A 12,080-nucleotide genomic window follows, 5' to 3' on the forward strand; every position below is an offset into this window, starting at 1 on the left:
GGCGTTCTGTCATTGGCTAGGCTGGCACCATGACGCTACTCGTGAGTAACACGGTGACCGACGGCATCGCCCACGTACGGCTGACCCGTCCGGAGAAGCTCAACGCCCTCACCCTGGACACCCTCGACCAACTGGTGGAGACCGCCCGGACGCTGAGCCGCGACCGCGCCCTGCGCGCGGTGGTGATCTCCGGCGAGGGCGAGGCGTTCTGCGCCGGGCTCGACTTCGCCACCGTGCTGAAGAGTCCCCGCCGGGTCGCGGGCGCGCTGATCCCGCGGCCCTGGCGCGGCACCAACACCTTCCAGGAGGCCTGCTGGGCCTGGCGCCGCGTGCCGGTGCCGGTGATCGCCGCGGTGCACGGCCACTGCTACGGCGGCGGTCTCCAGCTCGCCCTGGCCGCCGACTTCCGGTTCTCCGCGGCCGACGCCCAGTGGTCGGTGATGGAGGCCAAGTGGGGCCTGATCCCCGACATGTCCGGCGTCCAGGCGCTCTCCGAGCTGGTCGGCCTCGACACCGCCAAGCGGCTCACCATGACCGCCGAGGTCTTCGACGGCGACCGGGCCCGCGAGCTGGGCCTGGTCACCGAGGTCGCCGAGGACCCGCTCGCCGCCGCGACCGCCTTCGCCGCGCAGCTGGCACAGCGCTCCCCCGACCAGCTCGCCGCCGCCAAGCGACTCTTCGGCGACACCTGGCATGCGTCCGCGCGACGCACCTTCGCCCGCGAGCGCTGGGAGCAGTACTTCCTGCTCGCCTCCGCCAACACCAAGGCCGCGCGCGAGGCTGCGTTCAAGAGGGTGCCGGCCACGTTCACCGCCCGGCGTCGCTGACCAGGCCCCGCCCGCGGCTAACGTGGGCCCATGAGCGCTGAGCAGATCGCCCACCTTCTCCAGCAGGCACGTGACTGGGCGGGCGAGGACCCCGACGCCCAGACCCGCGAGGAGCTCGTCGCCGCGATCGCCGCCGTCGAGGCCGGTGGCGACTCCGCGCAGCTCGCCGACGCCTTCCGTACGACGCTGCAGTTCGGCACTGCCGGGCTGCGCGGTGCGCTCGGCGCCGGGCCCAACCGGATGAACCGCGTGGTGGTGCTGCGCGCCGCCGCGGGCCTGGTCGCCTATCTGCGGGCCCAGGGCGCCGGCCCCGAGGACGCCGTGGTGATCGGCTACGACGCCCGGCACAACTCCGAGGTCTTCGCCCGCGACACCGCTGAGGTGGTGGCCGGTGCCGGACTGCGGGCACTGCTGCTCCCCCGGCATCTGCCGACCCCGGTGCTCGCCTTCGCGATCCGCGACCTGGGCGCGGTGGCCGGCGTGATGGTGACCGCCAGCCACAACCCGCCGCAGGACAACGGCTACAAGGTCTACCTCGGTGACGGCAGCCAGATCGTGCCGCCCGCGGACGTCGAGATCGCCACCCAGATCGCCGCCGTCGGCGCGCTCGGCTCCGTGCCTCGGGTGAACCTGGTGACCGTGCTCGGCGAGTCGGTGGTCGAGCACTACCTCGACGCCGTCGCCGGGCTCGCGGACGACGGCCCGCGCGACCTCACGCTGGTCTACACGCCTCTGCACGGGGTCGGCAACGACGTCGCCCTGCAGGTGCTGGAGCGCGCCGGGTTCCCCGCCCCGCACGTGGTCGCCTCGCAGCGCGACCCCGACCCGGACTTCCCCACGGTCGCCTTCCCGAACCCGGAGGAGCCAGGCGCGATGGACGCCGCCCTCGCGCTGGCCGCCGAGGTGGATGCCGACCTGGTGCTCGCCAACGACCCTGATGCCGACCGTTGTGCGGCCGCGGTCAAGGGCCCGCACGGTTGGCGGATGCTGCGCGGCGACGAGGTGGGTGCACTGCTCGGCTCCGCGCTGCTGCGCAAGGGACGGACCGGCACCTACGCAGCCTCGATCGTCTCCTCCTCACTGCTGGGCAAGCTCGCCGCGGCACACGGCCAGGAGTACGTGGAGACGCTGACCGGCTTCAAGTGGATCGGCCGACTGCCCGGTCTGGCGTTCGGCTACGAGGAGGCGCTCGGCTACTGCGTGGACCCGGACCACGTGAAGGACAAGGACGGCGTCTCCGCCCTGCTGCTGTTGAGCATGCTGGCCGCGGAGGCGAAGGCCGACGGACGCACCCTGGTCGACCTGCTCGACGAGATCGCCCGCGAGCACGGCCTGCATGCCACCGACCAGCTCTCGGTGCGGGTCACCGATCTGGCCGAGATCGACCGTGCCATGGCCCGGCTCCGCGAGCACCCGCCGACCAGCCTCGCCGACCTCGAGGTGCTCGCCGTCGACGACCTCGCGCTGGGCTCGCCCGAGCTGCCGCCGACCGACGGCCTGCGCTACCGGCTGGCCGACGGCGCCCGGGTGATCGTGCGGCCCAGCGGCACCGAGCCGAAGATCAAGTGCTACCTGGAGGTGGTGATCGGCGTCGAGCCCGGTGGCGACGTCGACGCGGCGCGGATCTCCGCCGCCGGCCGACTCGACGCCCTGCGCAACGCGATCGCGGAGGCTGCCGGGCTCTGATCCCCAGGGCCGCTGGTCAGCCGAGCAGCCAGACCACCAGCGAGGCCGCAGCCGGGACGGCGACCAGGGCGACCAGCCACCACACGATGCGCTGGGTGACCGGGCCGGCCGGGAGGTTGAGCTCGTGGGCCTCGGCGACCCGGGTCTGGATCCGGGACTCGATCAGGTCCTGAGGCACCTTCAGCGGGTCGGGGGCCTGGTTCTTGCGCAGCGTCCGGCGGGAGCGGGAGACCGCGGCACAGGTGTAGCGGTGCTGGTGTGCGGCGACCTGGAGGGTCATCCGGATCTGCACCTCGCTGATCGCCGCCAGCGGGATCGCGATCACCCGGAACGGGTTGTGCAGCTCGAGATCGTCGCCGTTCAGCTCGACGTGCGGCTGCAGCAGGAAGGCGTACAGACCTGCCATCGCGGTGAGCAGCAGGCAGACCACCAACGGGTCGCTGTCGTGGCGTCCGTCGACCAGGGTGGCGATGATCCCGACGCCGATCAGCGCCACGCCCAGCCACCCGATCGCGGTGCCGTTGGTCGCCGGGAAGCTCTCCCGCGCGTTCTTGCTCATTCCCACATCCTGGGATTGCCGCCACTCATGACCCCAACCCTATGCTGGGTAGGTGACCGACACTTCCACGACGACCGCCGCCGCGGCGTACGACGACGTCACCTCCTCGGACTCCACGCTGCGCCGCTTCCTGCACGGCCTGCCCGGCGTCGACCAGGTGGGCGCCGAAGCCCGGGCCGCCTCCCTCGGCACCCGCTCGATCAAGACCTCCGCCAAGGAGTTCGCGATCGACCTCGCCATCCGGATGGTCGACCTGACCACCCTGGAGGGTGCCGACACCGTCGGCAAGGTGACCGCCCTGGCCAACAAGGCGATGCGCCCCGACCCGGCCGACCCGAGCTGTCCGCAGGCGGCCGCGGTCTGCGTCTACCCCGACATGGTGGCCACCGCCAAGCAGGTGCTCAGCAGCAGCGGGATCAAGGTCGCCGCAGTGGCCACCGCCTTCCCCAGCGGCCGCGCCGCGATGGACATCAAGCTCGCCGACACCCGTGACGCCGTCGAGGCCGGGGCCGACGAGATCGACATGGTGATCGACCGCGGCGCCTTCCTCTCCGGCCGCTACCTTCAGGTCTTCGAGGAGATCCAGGCCGTCAAGCAGGCCTGCGGCCAGGCCCACCTCAAGGTGATCTTCGAGACCGGCGAGCTGCAGACCTACGACAACGTCCGGCGCGTCTCCTGGCTGGCGATGCTGGCGGGTGCCGACTTCATCAAGACGTCCACCGGCAAGGTGCAGCCGGCGGCGACGCTGCCGGTCACCCTGGTCATGCTGGAGGCGGTCCGCGACTTCCGCGCCGCGACCGGCCAGATGGTCGGCGTGAAGCCCGCCGGCGGCATCCGCAACACCAAGGAGGCGATCAAGTACCTGGTGATGGTCAACGAGGTCGCCGGCTCCGACTGGCTCGACCCCGACTGGTTCCGGTTCGGCGCCTCCTCGCTGCTCAACGACCTGCTGATGCAGCGCACGAAGATGCAGACCGGCCGCTACTCCGGCCCCGACTACTTCACCTTGGACTGAGGCGCCATGAGCAACCCCTTCAGCTACGCCCCGGCGCTCGAGTCGCGCGGGATCGTCAACCTGCAGCCCAGCTACGGGCTCTTCATCAACGGCGAGTTCGTCGACGGCGCGGGCAGCAGCTTCAAGACCATCAACCCCGCCACCGAGGAGGTGCTGGCCGAGGTCTCCGAGGCCGACGCCGCCGACGTCGACAAGGCGGTCAAGGCCGCCCGTCGTGCGCACACCCGGGTCTGGGGCAAGATGCCCGGTCGCGAGCGCGCCAAGTACCTCTACCGGATCGCCCGGATCATCCAGGAGCGCGGCCGCGAGCTCGCCGTCCTGGAGACCCTCGACAACGGCAAGCCGATCAAGGAGGCACGCGACGTCGACGTCCCGATCGTCGCGGCTCACTTCTTCTACTACGCCGGCTGGGCCGACAAGCTGGAGCACTCCGGCTTCGGCACCCGATCCCTGGGCGTCGCCGCCCAGGTGATCCCGTGGAACTTCCCGCTGCTGATGCTGGCCTGGAAGATCGCTCCGGCGCTTGCGGCCGGCAACACCGTGGTGCTCAAGCCCGCCGAGACCACCCCGCTGACCGCACTGCTCTTCGCCGAGATCTGCCAGCAGGCCGACCTGCCCGCCGGCGTGGTCAACATCGTCACCGGCGCGGGTGCCACCGGCCAGGCGCTGATCGCCCACGAGGACGTCGACAAGGTCGCCTTCACCGGCTCCACCGAGGTCGGCAAGGCGATCGCCCGGGTGGTCGCCGGCACCGAGAAGCGGGTCACCCTCGAGCTCGGCGGCAAGGCCGCCAACATCGTCTTCGACGACGCCCCGCTCGACCAGGCCATCGAGGGCATCGTCAACGGCATCTTCTTCAACCAGGGCCATGTCTGCTGCGCGGGCAGCCGGCTGCTGGTCCAGGAGTCGGTGGCCGACGAGGTGCTGGAGCGCCTCAAGAGCCGGATGACCAGCCTGCGCGTCGGCGACCCGCTCGACAAGAACACCGACATCGGCGCGATCAACTCCGCCGAGCAGCTCGCCCGGATCCGCGAGCTCGCCGAGATCGGCGAGACGGAGACCGGCGGCGGCCGCTGGTCGCCCGCCTGCGAGCTGCCCAGCCAGGGCTTCTGGTTCCCGCCGACCGTCTTCACCGGCGTCACCCAGGCGCACCGGATCGCCCGCGAGGAGATCTTCGGCCCGGTGCTCTCGGTGCTGACCTTCCGCACCCCGACCGAGGCGGTCGAGAAGGCGAACAACACGCCCTACGGCCTGTCGGCGGGGATCTGGACCGAGAAGGGCTCGCGGATCCTCTGGATGGCCGACCAGCTGCGTGCCGGCGTGGTCTGGGCGAACACCTTCAACAAGTTCGACCCGACCAGCCCGTTCGGTGGCTACAAGGAGTCCGGCTACGGACGTGAGGGAGGCCGCCACGGCCTCGAGGGCTACCTGAAGGGAGCCGAGTGATGGCCGGCCGGATCGACGTCCGCAAGACGTACAAGCTCTTCATCGGGGGCGCCTTCCCCCGCTCGGAGTCCGGGTACTCCTACGTCGTCAACGACGCGAAGGGACAGTTCATGGCGAACGCCTCGCTGGCTTCTCGCAAGGACGGTCGCGACGCCGTCGTCGCCGCCCGCAAGGCGTTCGGCGGCTGGTCGGCGCGCACCGCCTACAACCGGGCCCAGATCCTGTACCGGATCGCCGAGGTCATGGAGGATCGTCGTCCGCAGTTCGTGGACGCCGTCTTCCGCTCCGAGGGCGGCTCCGTGGCCCGGGCCAACAAGGTCGTCGACGAGGCGATCGACCGGCTGGTCTGGTACGCCGGCTGGGCCGACAAGATCACCCAGGTCGTCGGTGGCGCCAACCCGGTCGCCGGTCCGTTCTTCAACCTCTCCAGCCCGGAGCCGACCGGGGTGGTCGCGGTGCTGGCGCCCCAGGAGTCCAGCCTGCTGGGCCTGGTCAGCGTGGTGGCCCCGGCGATCACCACCGGCAACACCGTGGTCGTGGTCAGCTCGCACGAGCGTCCGCTGCCGGCGGTCACCTTCGCCGAGGTGCTGGCCACCTCGGATGTGCCCGGCGGCGTGGTCAACATCCTGACCGGCTCCGCCGCGACGGTGGGCCCGTGGCTCGCCGCGCACATGGACGTCAACGCGATCGACCTCACCGGCATCGCCGGCGACGCCGATCTGGCGCGCAACCTGGAGATCGCCGCAGCCGACAACCTCAAGCGGGTCCGCCGGGCCCCGGCCGCCGAGCCGGACTGGTCGCAGGACCCGGGCACCTCCGCGATGACCTGGCTGCTGGAGACCAAGACGGTCTGGCACCCGATCGGGCTGTAGTCCTTGCGCGCTCAGGTCATCGTGCTGGCCGGTCCCTCCGGTGCCGGGAAGTCCCGGCTCGCCGAGCGGACCGGTCTGCCGGTGCTCCGGCTCGACGACTTCTACAAGGACGGCTCGGACCCGACGCTCCCCCGGCTGACCTCGGGGGCCAATGCCGGGATCGTGGACTGGGACGACCCGCGCTCCTGGCTGCCCGACGACGCACTCGCCGTGCTGGAGCAGCTGTGCCGTGACGGCGCCGCGAAGGTGCCGATCTACGAGCTCAGCCAGGACGGCCGCTGTGGCTGGCAGGAGCTCTCGCTCGGCGAGGCCCGCCACTTCGTGGCGGAGGGGATCTTCGCCCAGGACATCGTCGCCGCGTGTCGCGAGCGCGGCCTGCTGGCCGCCGCCTACTGCGTGCGTCAGCCTGCCCTGATCACCTTCTGGCGCCGGCTGGTCCGCGATCTGCGCGAGCACCGCAAGCCGCCGCTGGTGCTGCTGCGCCGTGGTGTGGTGCTGATGCGCGACCAGCGTCGGGTGGTCGCGGACGCCGTCGCCAAGGGCTGTCTTCCGGCCAGCCCCGAGCAGGCGCATCGCGCGATCGAGGGCCTGATCGCGCAGCCGACGCCGAGCCGCTGAGCGGGCGCCGGCGATGAGCGACGTGCGCTGGTTCCGGCAGCCGGACCGGCGCAGCTGCGGCGCCGCGACGATGGTCACCGCCCGGATGCTGCACGAGGCTGCGTATGCCGTGCAGGTGCGGGACCAGGCGGCGTTCTCGACCGAGGCGTTGTTGCTGCACCGCCGGCTGACCTCGCTTCGCGGGCCGGGCGGCCTGCAGCTGCCCTGGCCCCGAGCGCTGGGCACTCCCCCGTGGGCCGTCGCCGGCTACCTGGGCGCGCTGACCGGACGCCGCTACCGGGTCAGGTGGGTGGCCCGGCGTGGCGTCCGCGAGCTCGTCGCGGCGCGGAAGTCGGTCCTGGCCGGAGCGCCGGTGGCGATCTACGTGGGCTCGCGCTGGCTGCCGCGCCACGTGGTGTTGGGCGTCGCGGCGCCCGACGATGGCCTGCTGCTCTACGAGCCCAGCGCCGGAGCCCTGCGCACGATCGCGCCGGGGCCCTGGCGCTGGCACCGGCTCGGGCTCGCGGGGTGGCGTCGTCCGTGGTTCGTGGTGCTGCCGGACGACGCCCGCTCCCGCTAGCGGCCGATCGGTGAGCGGTGCTCGCTCAGCGGTGGTGCGTGTGCGCGATGTAGACGTCGCACGGTGCGTGCGCGGCGACGTCCTTGGCGATGCTGCCGAGCACCCGGGCGATGCCCTGCACCCGCTTGTTGCCCAGCACGATCAGGTCGGCGTTGAGGTTCTCCGCCGCCTTCACCAGCGCCTCGCCGGGGCGACCCTCGGACGCCGCCGAGGTGATCTCCAGCTCGGGGTAGGTCTGCCGGAGCTCGGCGAGCACCTTGTGCACGGTCTGCTCGGCCTCCTGCTCGTTGCTGACCAGGATCTCGTCGGTGCCGATGTTGATGGTCTCGGCATCCAGGTCGCCGTAGGCGGAGAGGATGTGCAGTCGGCCGCCGAAGGCTGCGGCGATCTCTGCGGCCTTGCGGGCGGCAGCGGCGGCGGTGTCGCTGTCGTCGACGCCGGTCACGATGATCTTGGTCATGTGGCTCTCCTGTCCGATTCCGTCGGCTCCCGCGGGACCGAACGGCGTTGAGTTCATCTGGTTCGCAGCCTAGCGATGAACGAGCGGTTCTGGGGACGGCTCGTTCCGGTGACGCTGGTCGCAGCGCGAGAAACCCTCAGAACTTGTCATATCCGGGCTTGATCACGTCGTTGATCAGCGCCAGCCGCTGGTCGAACGGGAGGAACGCGGACTTCATCGCGTTGATGGTGAACCAGCGCAGATCGGCGAGCCCGTAGTCGAACGCCTCGCACAGAGCATGCATCTCCTTGCTCATCGAGGTGTTGCTCATCAGCCGGTTGTCGGTGTTGACGGTGACCCGGAAGCCGAGCCGGGTGAGCAGGCCGATCGGGTGCTCGGCGATCGAGTCGGCAGCGCCGGTCTGCACGTTCGAGGCCGGGCACATCTCCAGCGGGATCCGCTTGTCGCGCACGTAGGCCGCGAGCCGGCCGAGCTCGGCGGTGCCGTCGGGGTGCACGGTGATGTCGTCGACGATCCGCACGCCGTGGCCGAGCCGGTCCGCGCCGCACCACTGCAGGGCCTGCCAGATCGACGGCAGCCCGAACGCCTCGCCGGCGTGGATGGTGAAGTGCGCGTTCTCCCGCTGCAGGTACTCGAAGGCGTCCAGGTGCCGGGTCGGCGGGTTGCCCGCCTCGGCGCCGGCGATGTCGAAGCCCGCCACGCCGCGGTCGCGCCAGGCCACCGCGAGCTCGGCGATCTCGCGGGAGCGGGCCTGGTGGCGCATCGCGGTCAGCAGCTGGCGCACCACGATCCCGCCCGATGCCGAGGCCTCGTCGAAGCCCTGCTGGACCGCAGCGACCACCTCGTCGAGGGTGAGGCCGGCGGAGACGTGCTGCTCGGGCGCGTAGCGGATCTCGGCGTAGACGACGCCGTCCGCGGCCAGGTCCTCGACGCACTCGCGGGCCACCCGGGTCAGGGCCTCGGCGCTCTGCATCACCGCGACGGTGTGCTCGAAGGTCTCCAGGTAGCGCTCCAGGGAGCCGGAGTCGGCTGCCTCGGCGAACCAGCCACCCAGCCCGGCCGGGTCCGCCACCGGCAGCTCGTGTCCGATCCCGGCCGCCAGCTCGGCGATGGTCTGCGGACGGAGCCCGCCGTCCAGGTGGTCGTGCAGCAACACCTTCGGTGCCGCGCGCACCACGTCGATTCCCAGCGTCATGGCTCCATCATCACCCACCCGGCAACCGCTTCCTCGGCGCGCCGCGCGCAGGCAGGCAGTGGTCAGAACGGGCCGGGAGTGAGTAGGTTCGTCTCCCACGTATCAGTCGGCGCCGCCGCATCGTCGCGTCGCCCGAGGCCGTAGACGAGGAGATCGCCATGAGAGTCTTCACCACCGTCGAAGAGGTCGTCGCCGCGGCCGGCACGGAGCTGGGCACCTCGGACTGGGTGACCATCGACCAGCGCCGGGTCGACCAGTTCGCGGACGCCACCGGCGACCACCAGTGGATCCACGTCGACGTCGAGCGCGCCCGCACCGGCCCGTTCGGCTCCACCATCGCGCACGGCTACCTGACCCTGGCGCTGATCCCCTGGCTCGGCTCGCGGGTCTTCACCCTGCGCACCCCGGGGGCCAAGCTCAACTACGGGCTCAACAAGGTGCGCTTCCCCGCCCCGGTGCTGGTCGGCTCCCGGATCCGGCTTGCGGTGACCATGGGCGAGATCGCCGACCTGGCCACCGGCAAGCAGATCACCTTCCACCACGTGGTCGAGATCGAGGGCCAGGAGAAGCCGGCCTGCGTCGCGGAGTCCGTGGTGCTGTTGCTGCCCTGACTCAGCCGATCCGGTCGATGATCAGCGGGGACGGCGCGAAGTCGGTGCCGTCGGGGGCGATGTCGAAGCCGCCCTCAAGCGAGGCCAGGGCGCGCTCGAAGCGCTCGGGGGTGTCGGTGAGCAGGGTGAAGAGCGGCTGCCCCGCGGTGACGGCGTCGCCCGGACGGGCGTGCCAGACCACGCCGGCCCCGGCCTGCACCGGCTCGCCCTGACGGGCCCGGCCGGCGCCGAGGCGCCAGGCTGCCAGGCCGACGTCCATCGCGTCGAGGCGGGTCAGCACGCCACTGCTGGGCGCGGTCACCACGTGCGACTCCTTGGCCGTCGGCAGCGCGGCGTCCGGGTCGCCGTCCTGGGCCCGGATCATCGCCTTCCAGGCATCCATCGCCTTGCCGGAGGCCAGCACCGCCGCCGGGTCGACGTCGTCGCGTCCGGCACCGGCCAGCATCTCGCGGGCGAGTGCGAGGGTCAGCTCGACCACGTCGGCCGGTCCGCCGCCGGCCAGCACCTCGACCGACTCCGCGACCTCGATCGCGTTGCCGGCCGTGTAGCCGAGCGGCGTGGACATGTCGGTGAGCAGCGCGACGGTGCGCACCCCGGCGTCGACACCGAGCGCGACCATCGTCTCGGCCAGCTCGCGAGCCTTGGGCAGGCTCTTCATGAACGCACCCGTGCCGACCTTGACGTCGAGCACCAGTGCGCCGGTGCCCTCAGCGATCTTCTTGCTCATGATCGAGGAGGCGATCAGTGGGATCGCCTCCACGGTGCCGGTCACGTCGCGCAGCGCGTAGAGCTTCTTGTCCGCTGGGGCCAGGCCGGAGCCGGCCGCGCAGATCACCGCGCCGAGCGACTCGAGCTGGGCGAACATCTCCTCGTTGCTGAGCGCCGCCCGCCAGCCCGGGATCGCCTCCAGCTTGTCCAGGGTGCCTCCGGTGTGGCCGAGCCCGCGCCCCGACAACTGCGGGACGGCGACGCCGCAGGCGGCCACCAGGGGCGCCAGCGGCAGGGTGATCTTGTCGCCCACCCCACCGGTGGAGTGCTTGTCGGCCGTGGGCCGCGAGAGCGCGGAGAACTCCATCCGCTCCCCCGAGGCGATCATCGCCGCGGTCCACCGGGCGATCTCGTGGCGCTCCATGCCGTTGAGCAGGATCGCCATCGCCAACGCCGACATCTGCTCGTCGGCGACCTCGCCGCGGGTGTAGGCGTCGATCACCCAGTCGATCTGCGAGTCGGTGAGCACGCCGCCGTCACGCTTGGCGGTGATCACCTCGATGGCGTCGTGGCGGCTCATCGTGCACTCCTCACCGGCACCGAGTGGTAACCGCGCAGAACGAAGGTTCCTCGGCTCTCCGGCTCCCCGTCGAGCTCAAGCTCCGGGTGGCGATCGAAGAGAGTGGTCAACGACTCGGTCAGCTCCATCCGGGCCAGCGGCGCCCCGAGGCAGAAGTGCACGCCGACGCCGAACGCCACATGCGGGTTCTCCGCGCGCTCGGGCAAGAACTCGTCAGGTCGCTCGAAGACGGCGCCGTCACGGTTGGCCGAGCCCAGCAGGACGGCGATCTTCTCGCCCTCGGCGACCTCGATGCCACCGACCGTGACCGGCTCGGTCGCCGTCCGCTCGAAGAGCTGGAGCGCAGAGTCGAAGCGCAGCATCTCCTCCACACAGGCGGCCTTGTCTGCCCCCGGGCGGGCACCGGCCCGGAACATCGAGACCAGGCCGTTGCCGAAGACGTTGACGCTGGCCTCGTGACCGGCGTTGAGCAGCAGCACCGCCGCGGCGACCATCTCGTCCTCGCTCAGCTCGGTGGCGGCGAGGTCGCTGATCAGGTCGTCGGCGGGCTTGGCGCGGCGGGAGCGGATGAAGTCGCGCACCAGGGCGGCGAAGTCGGTGGCGGCCCGGACCGCGGCGTCCACTCGCTCCTGGGAGCGGTTCGGCTCGTACATCTTCACGATCGCCTGCGACCAGTCGCGCAGCTCGTCGGCGTGGCTGGACGGCACGCCGAGCAGCTCGGAGATCACCAGCACCGGCAGCGGCTCGGCGAAGTCGCCGACCACGTCGAAGCGCTCCCCGGCGCGATCCAGCAGCTCGGTGGCGAGCTCCTGCACCCGCGGGCGCAGCCGCTCCACGTGGCCACGGCTGAAGGCCTTCGCCACCGGACGACGCAGCCGGGTGTGCACCGGCGGCTCGTTCTCCATCATCTGGTTGCGGTGCAGCAGGTTGAACGGCTCCAGGTA

General features: G+C 71.4%; 13 protein-coding genes. 8 read left to right on the forward strand and 5 right to left on the reverse strand.

Going from position 1 to position 12,080, the window contains the following annotated elements:
• Positions 1 to 29: 29 nt before the first annotated feature.
• On the forward strand, positions 30 to 827 hold the full coding sequence (locus ABD151_RS01690) for a crotonase/enoyl-CoA hydratase family protein (protein ID WP_343990678.1): 798 nt from the start codon (positions 30 to 32) through the stop codon (positions 825 to 827).
• Between the two features lie 30 nt (positions 828 to 857).
• Positions 858 to 2,513 (forward strand): phospho-sugar mutase, encoded by a 1,656-nt coding sequence (locus tag ABD151_RS01695; RefSeq protein ID WP_343990680.1) that lies wholly within the window; start codon positions 858 to 860, stop codon positions 2,511 to 2,513.
• A gap of 16 nt (positions 2,514 to 2,529) precedes the next feature.
• Here the strand turns inward: ABD151_RS01695 and ABD151_RS01700 are convergent, their stop codons facing one another.
• Positions 2,530 to 3,072 (reverse strand): hypothetical protein, encoded by a 543-nt coding sequence (locus ABD151_RS01700; protein WP_343990682.1) that lies wholly within the window; start codon positions 3,070 to 3,072, stop codon positions 2,530 to 2,532.
• Positions 3,073 to 3,124: 52 nt separating this feature from the next.
• Between ABD151_RS01700 and deoC the strand changes: the two genes are divergently transcribed.
• From deoC to ABD151_RS01725, 5 genes are read left to right on the forward strand one after another with little or no spacing between them, the layout of a single operon-like run.
• Positions 3,125 to 4,087, forward strand: a complete 963-nt coding sequence (deoC, locus tag ABD151_RS01705; protein WP_343990684.1) for a deoxyribose-phosphate aldolase — start codon at positions 3,125 to 3,127, stop codon at positions 4,085 to 4,087.
• Between the two features lie 6 nt (positions 4,088 to 4,093).
• Complete coding sequence (locus ABD151_RS01710; RefSeq protein WP_343990686.1) at positions 4,094 to 5,533, forward strand: aldehyde dehydrogenase family protein; 1,440 nt, start codon at positions 4,094 to 4,096, stop codon at positions 5,531 to 5,533.
• Positions 5,533 to 6,405 carry an aldehyde dehydrogenase family protein gene (locus ABD151_RS01715; protein ID WP_343990688.1) on the forward strand — a complete coding sequence of 291 codons (873 nt, stop codon included), beginning with the start codon at positions 5,533 to 5,535 and terminating at the stop codon, positions 6,403 to 6,405. Before ABD151_RS01710 ends, ABD151_RS01715 begins: the two co-directional genes overlap by 1 nt.
• Before the next feature lie 3 nt (positions 6,406 to 6,408).
• Positions 6,409 to 7,023, forward strand: coding sequence for an ATP-binding protein (locus ABD151_RS01720; RefSeq protein ID WP_343990690.1), 615 nt, complete (start codon positions 6,409 to 6,411; stop codon positions 7,021 to 7,023).
• A 13-nt stretch (positions 7,024 to 7,036) separates the two neighbouring features.
• Positions 7,037 to 7,582 (forward strand): hypothetical protein, encoded by a 546-nt coding sequence (locus ABD151_RS01725; protein ID WP_343990692.1) that lies wholly within the window; start codon positions 7,037 to 7,039, stop codon positions 7,580 to 7,582.
• A gap of 25 nt (positions 7,583 to 7,607) precedes the next feature.
• Here ABD151_RS01725 and ABD151_RS01730 read toward each other — a convergent pair whose 3' ends face one another.
• The gene (locus tag ABD151_RS01730) at positions 7,608 to 8,042 is read right to left on the reverse strand and encodes a universal stress protein (protein WP_343990694.1); all 435 of its coding nucleotides are present in this window, start codon (positions 8,040 to 8,042) and stop codon (positions 7,608 to 7,610) included.
• 136 nt (positions 8,043 to 8,178) lie between these two features.
• Positions 8,179 to 9,237: an adenosine deaminase gene (locus ABD151_RS01735; RefSeq protein WP_343990696.1), complete on the reverse strand. Its 1,059-nt coding sequence runs from the start codon at positions 9,235 to 9,237 to the stop codon at positions 8,179 to 8,181.
• 158 nt (positions 9,238 to 9,395) lie between these two features.
• On the opposite strand from ABD151_RS01735, the gene ABD151_RS01740 reads away from it, so the two are divergent.
• Positions 9,396 to 9,848 (forward strand): MaoC family dehydratase, encoded by a 453-nt coding sequence (locus tag ABD151_RS01740; protein ID WP_343990698.1) that lies wholly within the window; start codon positions 9,396 to 9,398, stop codon positions 9,846 to 9,848.
• A 1-nt stretch (position 9,849) separates the two neighbouring features.
• Here the strand turns inward: ABD151_RS01740 and ABD151_RS01745 are convergent, their stop codons facing one another.
• Positions 9,850 to 11,136: a thymidine phosphorylase gene (locus ABD151_RS01745; RefSeq protein WP_343990700.1), complete on the reverse strand. Its 1,287-nt coding sequence runs from the start codon at positions 11,134 to 11,136 to the stop codon at positions 9,850 to 9,852.
• Positions 11,133 to 12,080 (reverse strand): cytochrome P450 (locus tag ABD151_RS01750; protein WP_343990702.1); only part of this gene is annotated, 948 nt, incomplete at its 5' end. The genes ABD151_RS01750 and ABD151_RS01745, both read right to left, overlap by 4 nt.

Origin of the sequence: Nocardioides dubius (genome assembly GCF_039528155.1) — a bacterium.
In the GTDB taxonomy this organism is placed as follows: domain Bacteria; phylum Actinomycetota; class Actinomycetes; order Propionibacteriales; family Nocardioidaceae; genus Nocardioides; species Nocardioides dubius.